The sequence below is a fragment of the Pedobacter foliorum genome (genome assembly GCF_013266735.1).
GTDB lineage: Bacteria > Bacteroidota > Bacteroidia > Sphingobacteriales > Sphingobacteriaceae > Pedobacter > Pedobacter foliorum.
The window spans coordinates 176,514-197,526 of record NZ_JABSNU010000006.1; the positions used below are offsets into that span (position 1 = coordinate 176,514).

Sequence of the window (21,013 nt, forward strand, 5' to 3'; positions counted from 1 at the left end):
ATTTAACTTACCAAAAGCGCCATAAACAACACAAAAAGTTCCAGAGGAATTCTGCCACGAAGGATGGAAACACCCCGGGTTTTCTGATTTTTAACTGTTTGAACAGAAAGGCCAAGTTTTTCGGCAATCTCCTCATTCCTAAGCCCTTCAATATAGCTCATAGAAACAATTCTACTACATTGATCTGGCAAATTCTCAATTTCTAAATAGATCTCTCTAAATACCTCAGAGCGAATCATTTCATAAATAAAATCAGGTTCCTGATCTCCAACCTTTACAGCAAATTTCAGTTGCCTTTCTTTTGCATGCAAATTCTTACTCAAATGATCCATACAAATACGCTTGGTTGCCATATACAGATATGACCTTAAGTGTTCAGCGCAACTGATGTGATGGTTACAATTCCAAAGCTTTTCAAAAACCTCCTCAACAATATCTTCGGCTTCCTGTGAATCGTATACATACTTATTAGCGAAATAGCATAAGGAAGAAAAATACTGTTTAAACACTTGCCCAAAAGCTCGCTCGTTTCCTTCACCGAGTTTCACAAAAAGATCTGTCTCACTCCAATATTTTAATTGATTGGTATGCATCTATTTCTTTGTTTGGTAAGCGCTTACCATAAATATAAACAAATATTTTCTAAATGTTAAAAATTTATTTTACAATTTTCGTAATAGTTTAATTATACAATCCCTGAGTTTAGATCAACAAAAACATTTTAGTAGCCATCAAAAAGCAGATTTTACGTGTTGTTTTTTAGGCAGTGTGTCTTTTAATATTCCTTTTTATTATTATCTGAGCACTTTTTAAAATATAAGCGCTAATATTGGGATATTTATTTTAACTGTACATATGAATGCTTGCACAGTTTTAGCTAAGTTTGTCATATTAATCAACAACCCCAATTAATGAAACATACAATCAATGAATTAGAAGATATTGCTTCTCAGGTAAGAAGGGATATTGTTAGGATGGTACATGCCTGCCAATCTGGTCACCCAGGAGGATCATTAGGCTGTGCAGATTTCTTTACTGCACTGTATTTTGAGGTAATGAACCACTCTACTGATTTTACAATGGATGGAAAAGGAGAAGACTTATTTTTCCTATCTAACGGACACATTTCACCAGTTTTTTATAGTGTTCTTGCCAGATCTGGATACTTTGATATTAGCGAACTAGCTACTTTCAGAAAATTAAACTCAAGGTTACAAGGTCACCCGACAACTCACGAAGGACTTCCGGGCATTAGAATTGCCTCTGGATCTTTAGGTCAGGGAATGTCTGTTGCTATTGGTGCAGCCCAGGCTAAAAAGCTTAATAAAGATCATTCAACTGTATATGTTTTACTGGGAGATGGTGAATTACAGGAAGGACAAAACTGGGAAGCCATTATGTATGCTCCTCATAATAAAGTAGACAACCTTATTGCTTCAGTTGATTATAACGGACAGCAAATTGATGGTCCTACTGAAAAAGTATTATCTCTTGAAAACCTACAAGCTAAGTTTGAAGCTTTTGGATGGCATGTGATTAACTCTGATGGTAACGACATGGATTCAATTGTTAAAGCATTACATTATGCTAAAACATTAGCAGGAAAAGGTAAACCAATTTTGAATTTAATGAGTACTCAAATGGGTGCTGGTGTTGATTTCATGATGGGATCGCATAAATGGCATGGTGTTGCTCCAAATGACGAGCAACTTGCTACTGCCCTTGCTCAATTGCCAAGTACCTTAAAAGATTATTAAATAGCCTTTAATGAAAACCTGCGTAGCAAGCTTGAACATCATTAATTAAAAATAGAGAACTCGTGAAAAAATATACATACACTGAAAAAAAAGATACCCGCTCTGGTTTTGGAGCAGGATTACTTGAAGCAGGTAAGAAAAACCCTGAAGTAGTTGCACTTTGCGCAGACTTAGTGGGCTCTTTAAAAATGGATGCCTTTATTAAAGAATTTCCTGAACGCTTTTTCCAGATCGGTATTGCTGAAGCAAACATGATCGGTATAGCAGCAGGATTAACCATTGGTGGTAAAGTTCCATTTACCGGAACTTTCGCTAACTTTTCAACAGGAAGAGTTTATGATCAGATTCGTCAATCAGTTGCTTACTCTGATAAAAACGTAAAAATCTGTGCTTCGCACGCTGGTTTAACTCTTGGAGAAGATGGTGCAACTCACCAAATCCTTGAAGATATAGGTTTAATGAAAATGCTTCCTGGCATGACTGTAATTAACCCTTGTGATTATAACCAAACTAAAGCAGCTACTATCGCTATAGCTGAGCATCATGGCCCGGTTTATCTACGCTTTGGTCGCCCGGTAATCCCTGTATTTACTGATCCTGATCAGAAATTCGAGATTGGTAAGGCATGGATGGTAAACGAAGGTACTGATGTAACTATTATTGCTACCGGACACATGGTTTGGAAAGCAATTGAAGCTGGCGAAAAACTAGCAGAAATGGGCATCGATGCTGAAATTATTAATATCCATACCATTAAACCTTTGGATGAAGAAGCAGTCCTAAAATCTGTAAAGAAAACAGGATGTGTGGTTACTTGCGAAGAGCACAATAAATTTGGTGGATTAGGTGAAAGCGTTGCAAGATTACTTTCAACTGAATTGCCAACTCCTCAGGAATTTGTGGCTGTTAACGACAGCTTCGGAGAAAGTGGTACTCCAGATCAATTAATGACTAAATACGGATTAGATTCAATAAATATTATTGAAGCAGCTCAAAAAGTAATTAAAAGAGCAAAAAAATAATAGTATCTATCCAACCAAAATATAATAGATGAAGCAGGTTGAAGATTCAGAGATTTTAGAAAAGTTCGCTAACACAAAAACTCGTAATGAAGCCTTTAACCTGCTTTTAAATAAATACCAACAAAAAATATACTGGCATATCCGCCGTATGGTAATAGATCACGACGATGCGGATGATCTTGTACAGGATGTTTTTGTTAAGGTTTGGAAAAACCTAGAATCTTTCCGCAGTGATGCTCAGCTTTACACCTGGATCTACAGGATTGCTACCAATGAGTGTATCACTTTCCTCAATAAAAAGAAACAAAGAAATAATACCTCATTAGATGAGGTTTCAGACGAACTATCGGAAACACTGGTAGCTTCATCTTATTTTAATGGAGATAAAATACAGCTAAAACTACAGCAGGCACTACTAACTTTACCCGAAAAACAAAGACTTATATTTAACATGAAATATTTTGATGAACTTAAATATGAAGAAATTTCGGAAATTACAGGAACCAGCGTAGGCGCGTTAAAAGCCTCTTTTCATATAGCCGTAAAAAAAATTGAAACTTTTATGCTAAATGAAGACATTACCTTTTAAACCTTTTGGCAATTAATGCATCAATACATTTGTAATGAAACAAGATTTTGAAAACGATGAATGGATGAAGGGAGTTCGGGAAACCGGATTTACTACCCCTGCACATTATTTTGATGAATTGAGCGAAAGCATCAATGCCCGAATTAGTGCAGAAAAATTCAAAGCCGTTATTCAAAATGACGGGCATACAGTTCCTGATAATTACTTTGAAAAATTACAAGCTAACATTTTAGCTAAAACCATAGCAGAACCTGTAGCAAAACCTAAAGTAGTACGTTTATGGAACTCTAGCCTCTTAAAATATGCTACCGCAGCCTGCTTTTTATTAGTGACGGGCTTGGGTCTGTATTTCAACCAAAGAAATCCGGTTCAGCAAACTGCCTCTACAGATTTAGCAACAGACCAAATGTTATATGACATTGACGAGCAAGTTATTATAGATCATATTAGTAGTGCCGATATTATACAACCTAAATCGACAGCTGCAGATACCGACTTAGAAAACTATATACTAACTAATTATTCTCAAAGCGAGCTTGCAACAAGTTTATAATCTATAGAAATGAAAAATTTAACCATTATAGCGCTCCTTTTTATATTCCCTATTCTTGCAATGGCACAAAGACCAGACAACAAGAAACGTGAGGAAATTGAGTCTTATAAAATTGCTTATTTAACCCAGAAACTAGAGCTATCAACTGAAGAAGCGAAGATCTTTTGGCCTATCTATAACGACTATCAAAAAGAGCTATCTGAACTGCGTAAAGAGCGTGGACAAAAAATGATCAGCTTTAAAAAGATGCCTGAAATTGACGAAATGTCTGACAGTGAAGTGCAAGCTTTGATCGTTAATGATTTTGACTTTAAACAAAAAGACCTGAACCTTGACAAAAAGTATTATGCAAAACTAAAGTCAAGCTTACCGATTAAGGTTATAGGAAAATACTATAGAGCTCAAGAAACCTTTAAAAGAGAGTTACTATCAAGATACCGTAATAACAAGCCTTAATTCTTACCTTTGTGTATGCTTACACAACGTCAGTTATTTCTTCAACATAACGCTCAAACAACATTAGAACCTCTCCTTTTAGAATTTAATAAAGCCAGCGGAATGTATCTTTATGATACTGAGGGCAAAAAATATCTGGATTTAATAGCAGGCATTGGCGTTAGCAATGTTGGCCATTGCCACCCTGCCGTTGTAGAAGCTGTAAAAAATCAGGCAGAAAGCTATATGCACATTATGGTGTATGGCGAGTTTGTTCAAAGTCCACAAGTGAATTTTGCAAAAGCACTTGCCGATGTTTTACCATCAAATTTAAACTGCACTTATTTTGTAAATTCAGGAGCCGAAGCTGTTGAAGGTGCAATGAAGCTTGCAAAGCGTTATACGCAGCGAACCGAGATCATTTCCTGCAATAATTCTTACCATGGTAGCACTCAAGGTGCATTAAGTTTAATGGGTAACGAAGAGTTTAAACAGGCCTATCGTCCCCTACTACCTCACATTAAATTTATTGAATACAATTCGTTACCTGATCTGAATCTGATCACTACAAACACCGCAGCTGTATTTGTTGAAACCATACAGGGAGAAGCAGGGATTAGAGTTGCCGATAAGGCTTATTTTAAAGCCCTCAGAGAGAAATGTACTGCCACTGGCACATTGTTAGTGCTCGACGAAATTCAATGCGGCTTTGGGCGCACAGGCAAGCTATTTGGCTTTCAACATTTCGACATTGTACCGGATATCCTATTGTTAGCCAAAGGCATTGGAGGCGGTATGCCAATTGGTGCATTTATAAGTTCAAAAGAAATTATGATTGCGCTGGCAACCAACCCGATACTTGGCCATATTACAACCTTTGGCGGTCACCCGGTTAGCTGCGCAGCAGGCTTAGCAACATTGCAAACAATTGTTAATGAAAACATAGTTGATGGCGTAACAGAAAAAGGAGAACTGTTTAAAAAATTACTCGTACATCCTGCAATAAAAGAAGTACGTGGCAAAGGATTAATGATTGCAATTGAATTTGAAAACTTTGAAACCAACAAAAAGATCATTGATGCGTGTATTGCCGATGGCGTAATAAGCGACTGGTTTTTACATTGCAGTAATTCAATGCGGGTAGCACCACCACTAATCATCAGCAATGAAGAAATAGAATACGCTTGTTCCGTTATTTTAAAGAATGTTGATGCTTTAACTTAGTCATCCTGAGAGCCTAGCATTCGAAAGAATGCAAAAAAGTGGCAATGACAATTTTGTATACTCGGTCGTCATCCTGAATTTATTTCAGGACCCCGCAAGAGAAGGGAAGCCTCGCTAGTGCGAGATACCGCTCTTCAGCGGCATGACGACTGCTGCTAGTGCGAGGTGCTGAACTAAATTCAGCATAACGATTGGCTTAAGGAAGGTTTAGCAGACTACTTAATGTACCCTAGCTCATCTTTTGTCGTTTAATCAGATAAGCTTGCAATATGGGATAAAATCCTGCTGAAATATCAGCATCGATCATGTCTATTTTATACTGTGTACACTTAAGTTGTATGGCTTGCCTATAATGACTCATTTTTGAAAGATAAGCCTCTTTTACTTTAGATGAATGCGCTTTAAGCTTTGCCCCTGTCTCCATATCAACAAACTCATAAGGGCGATTTTCAAAGTTAAAATCTACTTCCTTTGATTTGTCGGTAACATTAAAAATAATCACCTCGTGCTTATTAAACTTTAAGTGCTGCAAGGCAGAAAACAAAGCTTCAGTATCATTTTCATCCTGCATTGTATTTAGCATATCGCTAAAAATAACTACCAACGACCGTTTATGAATCAATTCAGCAATTTGATGCAACGCCTGCTCTACATTGGTTTTTACGTCCATCTTTTGAGATTTCAATATCCCCTCCAGATGGGTAAATAAATATTTTTGATGTGTAGTAGTAGATTTTGCGGGAGTATTTAACAACAAATGATCCGTAAAAAGACTAAGCCCAAATGCATCTCGCTGCCGTTTTAATAAATAAATCAAGGCAGCTGTAGCCTGTATAGCAAAATTGAGCTTATTGTATTCGTTTACCGGAAAAAACATAGACGAAGAAACATCTATTATGAATTGGCAACGAAGGTTGGTTTCCTCTTCGTACCTTTTACTGAACAATTTATCTGTTCTGGCATACAGTTTCCAATCAATATTTTTAACGCTATCACCAACATTGTAAAGTCTGTGTTCGGCAAATTCAACAGAGAAACCATGAAACGGACTTTTATGAAGACCGGTAATAAAGCCCTCTACTACCTGTCGTGCAAGAAGTTCTAAATTACTGTTAAAGTGTAAGGCTTGTTCATCAAATGGCGACTGCATAGTGTAAATATAAAAAAAGCGTTCATAAGTTATGAACGCTTTTTAAACTAGTGTATTTTGAATTACGCTAATTGCTTATCTAATTTCTGCGCTAATACAGATTTTGGAACTGCACCAACTTGCTTATCAACAACCTGACCGTCTTTAAAATACAACAAAGCAGGAATGTTGCGGATTCCGAATTGAGTTGAGATCTGTGGGTTGTTATCTACGTTAACTTTACCAACGATTGCTTTTCCTTCGTATTCTTTTGCTATCTCATCTACTGATGGTCCAACCATGCGACATGGACCACACCATTCTGCCCAAAAATCAACCAAAACGGGTTTATCTGATTTTAATACAAGTTCTTCGAAGTTTGCATCTGTAATTTCCAAAGCCATAATTCTTATTTTAATTTTGTTTATTTTTCCTATTGAAATCAACTGTTAAAAGTCTGTAGCATAAACTCTGTGAGTATAAATTTACAGGTATTGTTGATGCAAAGATATAATCAATTGTAGTGCCATCAACTTTACTAGTGCCAAAATGACATTAGTTCAACTTAGGGTGAACATCCAAACTCTTCAATTGATCTAAAAAATGATTACTAGGATTGATTTTAACCGACTTAGAAGGCATTTTAATGTTCACATTCTGCTCCCTATCATAAATTTCAAAAAGTAACTGGCAATTTTGCTGATCAGTATTAGCCTTATTGTCTTCTAATATTGCATTAATTTGAGTCATAAAGTCATCATCAATCCGTTCAAGTGGCACCTGGATGGTTACAGACTTAGCCAATTTATCTCTTAATTCCGAAAGCAGGTTAATAGAAGTGATCTTAAACTCCCAATCGCCCTCTTTTCTAAATCTTTCTCCAACCCTCCCGCGAATTTGTAAATAATAACCATCAGTTAGAAACTGTTTAAACTTAATGAAGTCATCACCAAATAAAGCAAGCTCACAAGTATCCTCATAATCTTCAAAAACCATGGTTCCAAAAGGCTTTCCGGTTTTAGTCATTCTTTGCGCTGCCACCACTACCAAACCACCTACAACCAGTTCTCGGTTCTTTATTCCCTCAAACTCAGCAAGCACCTCTTCATTGGTATCTCCGGTTCTTATCTTGTTAACAATAGAAAGATGTCTAACCTTTTGCTGGCAAAATTCATTTAATTCTAAGCGGTAATTATCCAAAGGGTGGCCACTCAGAAAAATTCCGATAGCATCCTTTTCAAATTTTAAACGATCAATTAAGGTCCATTCCGGAGCAACCGGAAGTGATGGTTCCGAAATCATATCGGCCACTGAACCTCCAAATAGAGACGATTGCGATGACGATTCGTTATTCGCAAAATCATTGGCAAATTTGATGAGCTTCTCTATTCCGTTCATCTTATCATTAATACCTACAAAAAAGTACTGCGCACGGTGATAGCCAAAGCCATCAAATGCACCACTGTAAACGAAACTCTCATATGCTTTTTTGTTTACAGTACGCGTATTAGACCTTTTAGCAAAATCATGAACGTCTTTATACATTCCATGCTCATTCCGATCTACAATAATACTTTCTACAGCTTTATCACCAACCCCTTTAATACCGGATAATCCGAAACGGATTTCGCCCTGAGGATTTACGGAGAACTTAATACCTGATTCATTAACATCCGGACCAAGCACCGGAACCCCCATTTGCTTACACTCTTCCATGAAAAAGGCAACTTGTTTAATGTCGCTCATGTTGTTCGACAGTACTGCAGCCATATATTCAGCAGGGTAATGCGCCTTTAAATAAGCAGTTTGGTAGGCAATCCAGGCGTAACAAGTAGAGTGAGATTTGTTGAACGCGTAGGATGCAAAAGCTTCCCAATCTTTCCAAATCTTTTCAAGGGTAGTTGGATCGTGCCCTTTTTCTGCTGCCTGAGCAACAAATTTAGGTTTCATCTTATCTAGTACTTCCTTTTGCTTTTTACCCATTGCCTTACGCAAAACGTCGGCCTCACCTTTAGTAAAACCGGCAAGCTTTTGAGACAGAAGCATCACTTGCTCCTGGTATACAGTAATACCGTAAGTTTCCTTTAAATACTCTTCGCAGGCATCAAGGTCATACTGAATTTCTTCCTCGCCATTCTTTCTGCGCACAAAACTTGGAATATACTCCAATGGTCCCGGGCGATAAAGTGCATTCATGGCAATTAAGTCACCAAAAACCGTAGGCTTTAGCTCCTTCATGTATTTCTGCATCCCGTTACTCTCGTACTGGAAAATACCTATCGTTTCTCCTCTCTGGAAAAGCTCGTATGTCTTTTCATCGTCTATTGGGAAGTTATCAGGATCAAGCTCTACACCATGCCCAAGCTTTACAAGCTTAACAGTGTCCTTAATAAGGGTTAATGTTTTTAACCCTAAAAAGTCCATTTTTAGCAATCCGGCACTCTCTACAACAGAGTTATCAAACTGTGTTACATACAGATCGGAATCCTTAGCTACAGAAACAGGAACGAAATTAGTAATATCGTCGGGCGTAATAATTACCCCACAGGCATGTATACCTGTGTTACGTAATGACCCTTCCAAAATTTGCGCCTGCAGAATGGTTTCGGCACTTAAATCTTTAGCACTTGATAAAGCTTTTAGCTCTAAAACCTTTTCGTATTCATCAGCCCTTAAGGCCTCTTTTAATGTCTTTTCATCAAGATTAAAAATCTTGGCCAGCTTCATATTAGGAATAAGCTTGGCTATTTTATCAGCTTCAAAAAGTGGCAGATCTAATACACGGGCGGTATCTCTGATAGAAGATTTTGCCGCCATGGTACCATAAGTAATGATTTGCGCAACTTGATTTGAACCATATTTTTTGATTACATAATCCATTACCCTTCCACGACCCTCGTCGTCAAAGTCAATATCAATATCGGGCATGGAAACACGATCCGGATTTAGGAAACGCTCAAAAAGGAGGTCGTACTTAATCGGATCTATATTGGTAATCCATAAACAATACGCAACTACCGATCCTGCAGCAGATCCACGGCCCGGTCCTACCGAAACATCCAGATTCCTGGCTTCGGCAATAAAATCCTGTACAATAAGGAAATAGCCGGGATAACCAGTTTTTTCGATGGTTTGCAACTCGAAATCTAGTCGTTCAGTAATTTCAGGTGTAAGCTCTCCGTAACGTTTCTTAGCCCCTACATAAGTAAGATGACGAAGAAATTTATTCTCTCCTCGTTTACCACCATCTTCCTCATCCTCGACAACTAAAAACTCTTCCGGAATATCGAACTTAGGCAAGAGCACCTCACGTGCAAGTTTGTAGATTTCAATTTTATCTACAATGGATTGTATGTTTAAAATAGCTTCAGGGACATCGGCAAAAAGCGCCTTCATCTCATCAGCAGATTTGAAATAGTATTCCTGATTAGGCAAACCATAGCGGAAACCACGGCCGCTACCTATTTGAGTGGCTTGTTTCTCGCCATCTTTTACACAAAGTAAAATATCGTGCGCGTTTGCATCTTTTTTACCAATGTAATAAGTGTTATTGGTTGCCACCATTTTAACCTCATGCTTGCGCGCCAACGAAATCAGAGAAATGTTTACGATGTTCTCATCATCCTGATTGTGGCGCATCAGCTCGATATAAAAATCATCACCAAATTGTTCTTTCCACCACACCAAAGCCTCTTCAGCCTGGCGCTCTCCGATGTTCAGCAATTTACTGGAAATCTCTCCGTAGAGGTTTCCAGATAGTACAATGATGTCTTCTTTATATTGTTCAATAACTGCCCTATCTATCCTTGGAACATAGTAAAATCCTTTTGTATAGGCAATGGACGACATTTTTGCAAGGTTGTGATAACCGTTCTTATTTTTGGCTAGCAACACAATCTGATAACCATTGTCTTTGCGTTTTTTATCTTCATGGTTATCACAAACAAAAAACTCGCACCCTACAATCGGCTTTAAAATTACGTCTGTAGGTTCTTCTCCTTTTTCTATTGCAGCGGCATTTTTAGCCTCAATCCCTTTATTGTGATTAAGTACCTGAGCAACAAAATGGAATGCGCCCATCATATTCGCATGATCGGTCATCGCAACAGCAGGCATTTTCTCGGCCGCTGCCGCCTTTATCAGCGCAGGTATATTAATAGTCGACTGTAGAACAGAAAACTGTGTGTGGTTATGCAAATGCGCAAATGCGGCATTTTTAAGTTCCTGTTTATTACTGGCAAGCTCCTGTTTAGAGGGACCGCCACTTGTTTTTTGCAACCTTTTTCTGATATCATCAGAAGCTGATTTAAGATTGATGTGTGTTAAACCAATTCGGTTTATTACTCCCGGATTCTTTTCTTTAAAAAGGCGAATATAACTTTGATCGGCCTGTAATTGTTCAGGTCTGAAAGCATCAATTTTAAGTAACTGAAAAAAGCAACGTGTAGTTGCCTCCACATCCGCAGTAGCATTGTGTGCCTCAGAAAATGGCTCACCAAAAAGGTACTGATGAAGCTCAGTTAAATTAGGTAATTTAAACCTACCTCCTCTACCGCCTGGAAGGCGTAATAATTCGGCTGTAGTTTCAGTACAGGTATCCAAAACCGGCATTTGTGCCATAGGGCTTTCCACTCCCATCCGGTGAAATTCGCAGCCCATGATATTAACATCGAAACCTATGTTTTGGCCTACAATGAATTTCGCTTTAGAAAGTGCAATGTTAAATTTCTCTAAAACTTCTTGCAATCCAATCCCTTGCTCCTGAGCAAGCTCAGTAGAAATACCATGAATACGCTCTGCATCATACGGAATATTAAATCCGTCAGGATTTACAAGATAATCTTGATTTTCGATCAAATTACCTAACTCATCATGTAACTGCCATGCAATTTGGATACACCTGGGCCAATTATCTGTATCAGTAATTGGGGCATTCCAATTGCGTGGTAAACCTGTAGTTTCGGTATCAAAAATCAAATACATATTGTAATTAAATTACTCGTTTTGGAAATCAAAAATGGAAGTCCAAAAATACGTATTTTTTGCCTGTGATGTAAGGGGTTTCTAAATTTAAAGGTCAGGCTAGTGCCGTTTCATCGAATGAAACAATGTGATGTTCCTGAGAGACAAGCTTTGAGGTGTCGTAACCACGTTGCTCACATCTGTTAATAATTCCGGTAAGCAATTCATCCGAAAGCACGGGCTTGCGTGACAAGACAGAAAGATGTCTGTGTTTAGGATGGCCAACCACAGCATACGAGTAATCGTCAGCTAATTCTATTACCCAGTAATCAACCTTAAACGGCCACACGTATTGCGCCTTTAGCGTAGCATTATTACTACCTCTAGTTACAAACAGTTTAGACCGGGTGTACCTTTGCTCATCAGTTCCAACCACTTTGTAAGTAGTAAAAACTGCATAGTAACCATCCGGATGAATAACATATGTTTCTGTGGTTTGATACCAGTCTTTATCCATTATAGTGGGTATCGAACATATAGAATACCACTTGCCTGCATAAGACATTATATCAACCTTTTGTACTGGTACATTTTCCATAAGCTCCCCTAATTTTTCGCCCGATCAGCAAATGTAAATTCTTTATCATAAAACCAGCAATAAAGAATAAAGTTTTAAAAACCATTTTTTAAACTCATGTATTTTTCTAACTTCGAAGGGAAGGTAACATATGTAAAAAACTATATTTATGAAGATAACGGTTGTAGGTGCAGGTGCCGTTGGCGCTACCTGTGCAGATAATATTGCCAGAAAAGAATTAGCTGAAGAGTTAATTTTACTGGACATTAAAGAAGGTTTTGCAGAAGGCAAGGCAATTGATATGATGCAAACGGCCGCTTTATTAGGCTTCGACACTAAAATTACCGGTGTTACAAACGATTATGCCAGCACGGCAGGATCCGAAGTTGTGGTAATCACCTCGGGCCTACCCCGCAAACCGGGCATGACTCGTGAAGAGCTAATTGGCATTAACGCCGGCATCGTAAAAGGTGTTGCCGAAAATATCTTAAAACACTCGCCTGACACCATCATTATCGTAGTTTCCAATCCAATGGATACCATGAATTATCTGGCTTTAAAATCTACAGGCCTACCTAAAAACCGCGTATTAGGAATGGGTGGAGCACTAGATTCATCCAGATTTAAATATTACCTTAGTCAGGAATTAGGCTGCTCTCCAGCAGATTTGAACGCTGTTGTTATTGGCGGCCATGGAGACACCACTATGATTCCTTTAATTAATCACGCTACATGGAATAGCATTCCTGTTACTCAATTCTTATCTAAAGAACAGCAGGAAAAAGTTGTTGCCAGCACTATGGTTGGGGGCGCTACTTTAACTAAACTGATTGGCACATCGGCATGGTACGCGCCAGGAGCAGGAACTGCTGCAATGGTTGAAAGTATTGTGCGCGACCAGAAAAAACTAATTTCATCGGGAGTGTATTTAGATGGCGAATATGGCCAAAAAGATATTTCGTTAGTTGTTCCGGTAATTATTGGTAAAAATGGTGCTGAAAAAATACTAGACATTAAATTAAGTGATACAGAACAAGATACATTTAACAAAAGCGCTGATGCTGTTCGTAATATGAACGCAGTGCTTCATGAAATGAAACTCGTTTAAACGAGGGTATATAGAATAGTTTAAATGAGACCAATCTCAATACCCTTAATTTTAATAAGCTTACAAGACGACGGTTTCCACCTATTGGTGGAAATTGTTGTTTTTGGACAAAAGTTATTTGCCGTGGTTGATACCGGCGCTTCTAGATCCGTTTTTGATAAAACTTTCCTTAAAGACCACCTTAAAGACCTGGAGCACAGCGAAGAAACTCAAGCTACAACATTATTTTCTACCTCAAGCACTTTGCAGGCTGTAATACCAGCTATAAAGATTGGCCGTCTGGCATTGAAGAACTATGAAACTGTTGCCTTGGATTTGGAAGCTGTAAACCAAGCCTACGAAGGTCTTGGGCACCCCCCCATTATAGGCATTATCGGTAGTGATCTGTTATTGAAATATCAGGCGGTCATCAACTACAAAAAAATGAAGCTCTACCTTTATAAATAGATTTACTAAACTACAAAAATCATTTTTTTTTGCATTTTTTTTGGTCCGAAGTCTGCATCGGCTCTTCGACGGCTTTTGTTCGGACCTCGTTCGACTATGGTCGAACAAGGTCCGAACAAGGTACGTTTAAACGTGGTGTCAGAGACGACTATATTTTAGGTTGAAATTCGAATTTTTTCCAAATCCAAAGCTAAAACAAGCCAAATTTTATTGAGTTGCAAAACCAATTTCATTCAAGCATCAATTGAATACTATTGATGTTTGAATGAAACTTACATAAAAATACAAATACTAATTAACAAAAACCAATCTATCACTGGTAATTTATTTTGCCTGGCAGCTTGTTCGGCATTAGTAGGATGATGACAAAGTAAACATGTCACAAAAAAAAGAGGTCTGAAAAACAGACCTCTTTAATTTATATTCTTGAATGCTTAATGACTAAGCATCAATCTTAGCATATTTTGCATTTCTTTCGATAAACTCTCTTCTTGGAGCAACATCATCGCCCATAAGCATAGAGAAGGTATGATCGCACTCTGCAGCATTTTCAATTGTAGCTTGCATTAGTGTACGTGTTGCAGGGTTTAAGGTAGTATCCCACAATTGTTCTGCGTTCATCTCACCCAAACCTTTATAGCGTTGAATATGTACGCTTTCTTCTTTACCAGCACCTTTTAAACGCTGTACAGCAGCATCACGTTGCTTATCGTTCCAGCAATATTCAAACTCTTTACCTTTTTTAACTTGATACAACGGTGGCGCAGCAATGTAAACATAACCGGCCTCAATTAACGCCTTCATATACCTAAAGAAGAAGGTAAGAATCAAGGTAGTAATGTGAGATCCGTCGATATCAGCATCCGTCATGATTACAATTTTATGATAACGAAGTTTTGTGAGATTTAAAGCTTTGTCATCCTCTGGAGTACCAATACTTACACCAAGAGCGGTAAACATATTCTTGATCTCGTCATTTTCGTAGATCTTATGTTCCATTGCTTTTTCAACGTTCAGGATCTTACCTTTTAGAGGAAGGATGGCCTGAAAGTTACGATCTCTACCTTGTTTAGCAGTTCCACCTGCGGAGTCTCCCTCCACCAGGTATAATTCGCATTTTTCCGGATCGCTATCTGAACAATCGGCAAGTTTACCAGGTAGGCCTGAACCTCCCATAACACTCTTACGCTGCACCATTTCGCGAGCTTTACGCGCCGCAGCACGGGCAGTAGCCGCAAGAATTACTTTATTAACGATTGACTTTGCTTCTCTAGGATATTCTTCAAGGTAAATACCAAGTGCCTCACCTACAGCAATATCAACCGCACCCATAACCTCAGAGTTACCAAGCTTAGTTTTAGTTTGACCCTCAAACTGAGGCTCCTGAACTTTTACTGAAATTACTGCGGTTAAACCTTCTCTAAAGTCATCGCCTGTGATTTCAAATTTAACCCCTTTAAGCAATCCTGATTTATCAGCGTAAGCTTTAAGTGTTCTGGTTAAACCTCTTCTGAAACCGGCAATGTGTGTACCTCCCTCATGTGTATTGATGTTGTTTACATAAGAGTGAACGTTTTCTGCATAACTGTCGTTGTATTGCAAAGCAAGCTCAACAGGAATACCGTTTTTAATTCCTTCAACATAAATTGGCTCAGCAATTAATGATGGACGGTTACCGTCAAGGAATTGAACAAATTCTTTTAATCCACCTTCAGAATGGAAAAGTTCTGTACGGAAAGTTCCGTCGTTATTTACTTCACGTTCGTCTGTAAGTGTTAATTTGATGCCCTTGTTTAAGAAAGATAACTCTCTTAATCTCGAAGCCAAAGTATCATAACGATACTCTGTAGTTTGGGTAAATATGGTGGCATCCGGTGTAAAGGTTACAATTGTACCACGTTTATCGGTTTCGCCGATAGATTTTACTTCGTATAATGGCTTACCGATGTTGTATTCCTGAACCCAGATTTTTCCTTCTCTGTGTACTTCTGCTTTTAAGTGAGTTGATAATGCGTTAACGCAACTTACCCCCACACCGTGCAAACCACCAGAAACTTTGTAGGTATCTTTATCGAATTTACCACCGGCGTGTAGTACCGTCATTACGATTTCTAGTGCCGATTTTTGTTCTTTCGTGTTAATTCCTGTTGGAATACCACGTCCGTTATCTTCAACCCTTATCGAGTTATCTTCAAGAATATTTACATAAATGGTATCGGCGTGTCCTGCCAATGCCTCATCAATCGAGTTATCTACAACCTCATACACCAGGTGATGTAAACCTTTAACTCCTGTATCGCCTATATACATCGAAGGGCGCTTACGCACCGCTTCTAAACCTTCTAAAACCTGTATATTATCTGCCGAATAATTTGAATTAGGATCCTTTTCTTCGCTCATATATTTAAATAAAACAATTAGACTCAAATTTAACCATTTATGGCCAATTAACGGCAAATGTGGATAACTATTTGACTTAAAACTGAGGAAAAACATCCGAAAAAAAACAGTTCTTTAGGATACTAAATTTGAAATTTTATATTTGTTGAAATTTATCACTCAGGAATGGGCAGGAGGATAGGTTTATAACCCAGAAAAAACAAATTAAATACTAATGAAAACAAAAACAACATTAGGCAGTATTGCTACTGCTGTAGCCATAGTTTCTTTAATGGCATCTTGTCAGAATAAAGATGAAAAGACCGGTACAGCTGCAAAATCGGAACCAGCTACTGTTTCAAATAACGAGAAGATTGTTTATGTGAACTCTGATTCATTACTAACAAAATATCAGTATTTTAAAGACATTAAGGTAAAATTAGAAGCAAAATCTAAAACAGCTCAGGCTGATCTTGGATCTAAACAACAAGCGTTTCAACGTGAGGTTGCTGCTTACCAACAACAGGCAAATACTTTGCCAGCTGACCAAAGAGCTGCTACCGAAGAAAGACTTGCTCGTAAACAACAAGAATTACAAGCTTATCAGCAAAATGCAGGTGCTGCACTTCAAACTGAACAAGCTGCTGAAAACGAAAAACTTTACGACAAAGTTGCTGATTACCTAAAAGGTTACGCAAAAAAGAAAGGCTTTAAAATGGTGTTAACTTATTCTAAAGGTAACAGCGCTATCTTATTTGCTGACGAAAGTTTAGATGTAACCAGCGAAGTAATTGTTGGCTTAAATGATACTTACAAACCAGCTGCAAAATAATGCAGGTTTAATGAACATATGGAATGCCCCGAATTATCGGGGCATTTTTTTTGCACCTCAAATAACATGGACAAATTAAAAGAACACGAGAAATTCATGAAACTGGCGATTCAGCTTTCTGAAGAAAATGTTTTAGATAAAATGGGCGCTCCATTTGGTGCCGTTGTGGTAAAAGATGGAAAAGTTATTGCCAAAAGTGCTAACATGGTTATAGCCGACAACGACCCTACTGCGCATGCAGAGGTTGCTGCCATAAGACTGGCTTGCAAGAAACTGAAAACATTTGATTTGAGCGGTTGTGTAATATACACAAGCTGCGAACCATGCCCTATGTGCCTAAGCGCTGTTTATTGGGCTAGTATCGACACCATTTACTACGCAAACACCAAAATAGACGCTGCTGATATTGGTTTTAGCGATAAATTCATTTATGATGAAATGCATAAATCGATGGCAGATAGAGTGCTCCCTTTTAAGCAAATGATGAGAGATGATGCACAAAGGGCTTTTAAACTCTGGAACAAATCTGCTGAGAAAACAGATTTATAGTCTTTTCTGTAACTTGTAACTCCTTTGTGGCGTCTTATATCTAATCAAGCAATTAAACCCTCAGAATGGATAGTTACAGGCAAAAAGTAGAGATTGAACTGGAATTTTGGAAGAGAGATATCCTAAAAAAGCCGTCTGTTTTGAACAAGGTTACCGATGGTATCCAGAAAAAGATAAACGGTTATATTCCGGATAAGGTTCATGATGCCATTACTGCAGCGATTAAGGGTATGACAAGGGCTGTTCTTTATGGCTCTACGTACACTACTTCATCTACCCCTCCTGAAGAAATGAGCTTGATTCATCGGGAGGCACTGGTGCGCGAAAAAATAGACAGCTACTCTAAAACCGGCGCTGCAGAAGGTGGTATAACCGGGGCTGGTGGCTTTTTGATGAGTATGGCTGATTTTCCAATACTTGTAGGTATAAAAATGAAAATGCTGTTTGAAATTGCAGCCCTGTACGGTGTTGACGTGAAAGACTTTAGGGAACGTTTATACATTCTTTATATTTTTCAACTTGCTTTTTCTAGTAAAGAAGGTGGCCAAAAAGTGTTTGCACACATTCAGGATTGGGATGAGAAGCTTCACATACTTCCTGAAAACTCTGATAATTTCGACTGGAAAACATTTCAGCAGGAATATCGAGATTATATAGACATTGCTAAACTAGCGCAATTATTACCTGTAGTTGGCGCTGCAGTTGGCGCCGTTGCCAATTATCAGTTAATTAAAAAGCTTGGAAAAACGGCTACCCAGGCTTATCGGATGCGTTTGAAAAAAGCGGAATAGCTATTCTTCTTCTTCAAAAAGTCCGCCTATTAAATCGTCGGTTTCGCGTCTATCTTTTTTAGTTGGCCTTCCAGTTCCCCTATCTCTTTTTAAAGCTGGTGCATGAAACATAGATTTGAATCCATGTGTTTCTTCAAGTGGAGTAATGTCTTTGTATTTAGTTACGGCAATTTTAGATTCTACTCTGTTGTACAAAAGCTCAACAACTTCTATTACTTTTTTTTCTATCCCTCTTGATACCTGATAAACTTCGCCGGGTTTAACGATGGCAGATGGCTTAAGATTTTGGCCATTAAATTTAACACGACCAGCCTTGCAGGCTTCTGTAGCTAAACTTCTGGTCTTAAATAATCTTATTGCCCACAAGTACTTATCGATACGTAATTTTTCCTTTTCAGTCATAAAAAATCAAAAATACATAAGAAAACAATGCTCAATACATAAAATTCATTTATTTTGTCAAAAATTAAACAAACAACATGATAGCAGAATTAAAAAAGTTAGTAGAAGCCGCTTGGGAAGATAGAACTTTATTAGAATATACGGAACATTGTGAGGCAATTGAAACCGTAGTTATGCAGTTAGATAAAGGTGAATTGCGCGTTGCTGAGCCTATTCTAAATTCATGGGGTGTAAATGAATGGATCAAAAAAGCTGTTATTCTTTACTTCCCCATCAGACAGATGAAAGTAAGTGAGTCGGGGCCTTTTGTGTTTCATGATAAAATGAAACTAAAAACCAATTATAAAGAACTTGGTGTAAGAGTAGTACCTGGTGCGAGTGCTCGTTATGGTGCTTTCCTTGCTAAAGGTGTTATCATGATGCCTTCTTATGTAAACATTGGTGCCTACGTAGATGAAGGCACAATGGTTGATACTTGGGCTACTGTTGGTTCATGTGCGCAAATTGGAAAACATGTTCACTTAAGTGGTGGTGTTGGTATTGGTGGTGTTCTTGAACCTATCCAGGCTGCTCCGGTAATCATCGAAGACAACTGCTTCTTAGGCTCAAGAGCTATTGTAGTTGAAGGTGTTCGTGTTGAAAAAGAAGCTGTATTAGGTGCTAACGTAGTGTTAACCGCTTCAACAAAAATTATTGACGTTACTGGAAGTTCTCCTGTTGAATACAAAGGTATTGTTCCTGCTCGTTCAGTAGTTATTCCTGGTAGCTATGCAAAACAATTCCCTGCAGGTGAATATCACGTTCCATGTGCATTAATTATTGGTAAACGTAAAGAATCTACAGATAAAAAGACTTCACTTAATGATGCATTAAGAGAAAACAACGTTGCTGTATAAGTTGTAAAACTGTCGTCATCCTGAGGTTAATGCGGTGGTCATCCTGAATTTATTTCAGGATCTCGCATAGGCAAGGCTTTCTTTCTCTTGAGAGATCCTGAAATAAATTCAGGATGACGTTTGCAAATTCAGGATGACGTTTGGAAATAAAAGAGCCTGATCATTAAAATGATCAGGCTCTTTTATTTCTTGCTAGTTATTTCTTGTTAGCAGTCTTCCTTACTACTATCGAGTTATCATTACTGTTTGGTAAGTTTTCATTACCTGTGTTGCGCAATTTTTATTGCTAAACTTCTCTGCATGTACAAATCCTTTTTGAACCATGGCTTGCACATCTTCTCCTCCTTTTAGCACCGTCAACATGCAGTTGGCAATTTCTTCTGGCTTATCTGGATTAACATATAACGCTGCATCACCTCCTGCCTCCGGCAAACAACTAACTGAGGATGTGATAACCGGTACACCTACACTTAAAGCCTCAAGCACTGGAATACCAAATCCCTCAAAATAAGAGGGATAAATTAAGGCCTCGGAAAGGCTATATATTGCTGGCAAATCTGCCGAGTTAACATCTTTTAGAAAGGTGATTTTACTACTGAGGTTGTTCTTTAAGATGAAACTATCGATTTCACTCTTGTATTTACCACTCCCCTTTCCAATTACCACTAAATTAACTTCTGTGTCCTTTTCTAACAGTTGAACCGCCTTGCAGATATTCAGCAGATTTTTCCTTTCAATAATTGACCCAACTGAAAGGAAAAACTTGGAAGGTAAACTAAACTTGGCAGCAGTTAATTCTTTCTGTTCTTTAGATATTGATGGATTAAAACTGCTATCGCAACTTTGGTAACATACATCTATTTTATTAGGATCTGTTTGATAGAAATCGACAATATCCTTTTTGGTTTGCTCACTAATGGCAATTATTCGGTCGGCATGCTTACAGGCGTGTCTGAACTTTCTTTGATATAATTTAACATCCAAAGGATTATATTGCTCGGGATAGTGTTCAAAAATTAAATCGTGAATGGTTACAACAGATTTTATGTTGGTTTGATGAATATTCACAGGGATTTCATGACTTAATCCATGAAAAAGTTCTATATCAAGATCAACAAGATCTTTTGTCATCCATTTACTTCTCCAAAAAGAAGAGAGTTTACGGGAGAAAAATCCCTTTGGTAAAACCTCATGAATATTCTTGTCATCTAAAGAATACTGCTTTGATGGCTTTGGATTGAACATAAAATATTCGTTATCAGGAAAAAACCGGGCAAGATCCAACACCAGTGTTCTACTATAATTTCCTAACCCTGTATTGTTATGATAGGCTCTCTTTGCATCGAAGGCAATTCTCATAT

Annotated in this window: 20 protein-coding genes; 12 read left to right on the top strand and 8 right to left on the bottom strand. The window is 38.0% G+C overall.

Features of this window, described 5'->3' with window-relative positions; genetic code table 11:
• Positions 1-2 precede the first annotated feature (2 nt).
• Positions 3-593 carry an RNA polymerase sigma-70 factor gene (locus HQN83_RS13840; RefSeq protein WP_173090949.1) on the bottom strand — a complete coding sequence of 197 codons (591 nt, stop codon included), beginning with the start codon at positions 591-593 and terminating at the stop codon, positions 3-5.
• 297 nt (positions 594-890) lie between these two features.
• Between HQN83_RS13840 and HQN83_RS13845 the strand changes: the two genes are divergently transcribed.
• The 6 genes from HQN83_RS13845 to HQN83_RS13870 all read left to right on the top strand — a co-directional run bounded on the left by HQN83_RS13845 (position 891) and on the right by HQN83_RS13870 (position 5,580).
• Complete coding sequence (locus HQN83_RS13845) at positions 891-1,757, top strand: transketolase (RefSeq protein WP_317172508.1); 867 nt, start codon at positions 891-893, stop codon at positions 1,755-1,757.
• Between the two features lie 62 nt (positions 1,758-1,819).
• Positions 1,820-2,779 (top strand): transketolase family protein, encoded by a 960-nt coding sequence (locus HQN83_RS13850; protein WP_108206580.1) that lies wholly within the window; start codon positions 1,820-1,822, stop codon positions 2,777-2,779.
• A gap of 28 nt (positions 2,780-2,807) precedes the next feature.
• On the top strand, positions 2,808-3,368 hold the full coding sequence (locus HQN83_RS13855; RefSeq protein ID WP_173090951.1) for an RNA polymerase sigma factor: 561 nt from the start codon (positions 2,808-2,810) through the stop codon (positions 3,366-3,368).
• Positions 3,369-3,402: 34 nt separating this feature from the next.
• Complete coding sequence (locus HQN83_RS13860) at positions 3,403-3,921, top strand: hypothetical protein (protein WP_173090952.1); 519 nt, start codon at positions 3,403-3,405, stop codon at positions 3,919-3,921.
• Between the two features lie 9 nt (positions 3,922-3,930).
• Entirely contained in the window at positions 3,931-4,377 is a 447-nt protein-coding gene (locus HQN83_RS13865) for a hypothetical protein (RefSeq protein WP_173090953.1), read from the top strand.
• Between the two features lie 15 nt (positions 4,378-4,392).
• Positions 4,393-5,580, top strand: a complete 1,188-nt coding sequence (locus HQN83_RS13870; RefSeq protein WP_173090954.1) for an aspartate aminotransferase family protein — start codon at positions 4,393-4,395, stop codon at positions 5,578-5,580.
• Between the two features lie 229 nt (positions 5,581-5,809).
• Here the strand turns inward: HQN83_RS13870 and HQN83_RS13875 are convergent, their stop codons facing one another.
• From HQN83_RS13875 to HQN83_RS13890, 4 genes are all read right to left on the bottom strand, one after another.
• Positions 5,810-6,730 (bottom strand): DUF58 domain-containing protein, encoded by a 921-nt coding sequence (locus HQN83_RS13875; protein ID WP_173090955.1) that lies wholly within the window; start codon positions 6,728-6,730, stop codon positions 5,810-5,812.
• 62 nt (positions 6,731-6,792) lie between these two features.
• The gene (gene trxA / locus HQN83_RS13880) at positions 6,793-7,113 is read right to left on the bottom strand and encodes a thioredoxin (protein WP_173090956.1); all 321 of its coding nucleotides are present in this window, start codon (positions 7,111-7,113) and stop codon (positions 6,793-6,795) included.
• A gap of 151 nt (positions 7,114-7,264) precedes the next feature.
• Positions 7,265-11,692 (bottom strand): DNA polymerase III subunit alpha, encoded by a 4,428-nt coding sequence (gene dnaE / locus HQN83_RS13885; RefSeq protein ID WP_173090957.1) that lies wholly within the window; start codon positions 11,690-11,692, stop codon positions 7,265-7,267.
• Between the two features lie 94 nt (positions 11,693-11,786).
• The gene (locus tag HQN83_RS13890) at positions 11,787-12,269 is read right to left on the bottom strand and encodes a lipocalin family protein (protein WP_173090958.1); all 483 of its coding nucleotides are present in this window, start codon (positions 12,267-12,269) and stop codon (positions 11,787-11,789) included.
• Positions 12,270-12,417: 148 nt separating this feature from the next.
• Between HQN83_RS13890 and mdh the strand changes: the two genes are divergently transcribed.
• The gene (gene mdh, locus HQN83_RS13895) at positions 12,418-13,356 is read left to right on the top strand and encodes a malate dehydrogenase (RefSeq protein ID WP_173090959.1); all 939 of its coding nucleotides are present in this window, start codon (positions 12,418-12,420) and stop codon (positions 13,354-13,356) included.
• A 24-nt stretch (positions 13,357-13,380) separates the two neighbouring features.
• Positions 13,381-13,803 carry a retropepsin-like aspartic protease gene (locus HQN83_RS13900; RefSeq protein ID WP_173090960.1) on the top strand — a complete coding sequence of 141 codons (423 nt, stop codon included), beginning with the start codon at positions 13,381-13,383 and terminating at the stop codon, positions 13,801-13,803.
• Positions 13,804-14,244: 441 nt separating this feature from the next.
• Here the strand turns inward: HQN83_RS13900 and gyrB are convergent, their stop codons facing one another.
• On the bottom strand, positions 14,245-16,203 hold the full coding sequence (gene gyrB, locus HQN83_RS13905; protein WP_173090961.1) for a DNA topoisomerase (ATP-hydrolyzing) subunit B: 1,959 nt from the start codon (positions 16,201-16,203) through the stop codon (positions 14,245-14,247).
• A 214-nt stretch (positions 16,204-16,417) separates the two neighbouring features.
• On the opposite strand from gyrB, the gene HQN83_RS13910 reads away from it, so the two are divergent.
• The 3 genes from HQN83_RS13910 to HQN83_RS13920 all read left to right on the top strand — a co-directional run bounded on the left by HQN83_RS13910 (position 16,418) and on the right by HQN83_RS13920 (position 18,354).
• Positions 16,418-17,014, top strand: a complete 597-nt coding sequence (locus HQN83_RS13910; RefSeq protein ID WP_173090962.1) for an OmpH family outer membrane protein — start codon at positions 16,418-16,420, stop codon at positions 17,012-17,014.
• A gap of 66 nt (positions 17,015-17,080) precedes the next feature.
• Positions 17,081-17,563: a nucleoside deaminase gene (locus HQN83_RS13915; protein WP_173090963.1), complete on the top strand. Its 483-nt coding sequence runs from the start codon at positions 17,081-17,083 to the stop codon at positions 17,561-17,563.
• 65 nt (positions 17,564-17,628) lie between these two features.
• Complete coding sequence (locus HQN83_RS13920) at positions 17,629-18,354, top strand: EcsC family protein (RefSeq protein ID WP_173090964.1); 726 nt, start codon at positions 17,629-17,631, stop codon at positions 18,352-18,354.
• Here HQN83_RS13920 and HQN83_RS13925 read toward each other — a convergent pair whose 3' ends face one another.
• The gene (locus HQN83_RS13925; protein WP_108206565.1) at positions 18,355-18,756 is read right to left on the bottom strand and encodes an RNA-binding S4 domain-containing protein; all 402 of its coding nucleotides are present in this window, start codon (positions 18,754-18,756) and stop codon (positions 18,355-18,357) included.
• 77 nt (positions 18,757-18,833) lie between these two features.
• Here HQN83_RS13925 and HQN83_RS13930 point away from each other — a divergent pair, with 77 nt between their 5' ends.
• Complete coding sequence (locus HQN83_RS13930) at positions 18,834-19,652, top strand: 2,3,4,5-tetrahydropyridine-2,6-dicarboxylate N-succinyltransferase (RefSeq protein ID WP_173090965.1); 819 nt, start codon at positions 18,834-18,836, stop codon at positions 19,650-19,652.
• Between the two features lie 225 nt (positions 19,653-19,877).
• Here HQN83_RS13930 and HQN83_RS13935 read toward each other — a convergent pair whose 3' ends face one another.
• Positions 19,878-21,011, bottom strand: a complete 1,134-nt coding sequence (locus HQN83_RS13935; RefSeq protein WP_173090966.1) for a glycosyltransferase family 4 protein — start codon at positions 21,009-21,011, stop codon at positions 19,878-19,880.
• Positions 21,012-21,013: the final 2 nt, after the last annotated feature.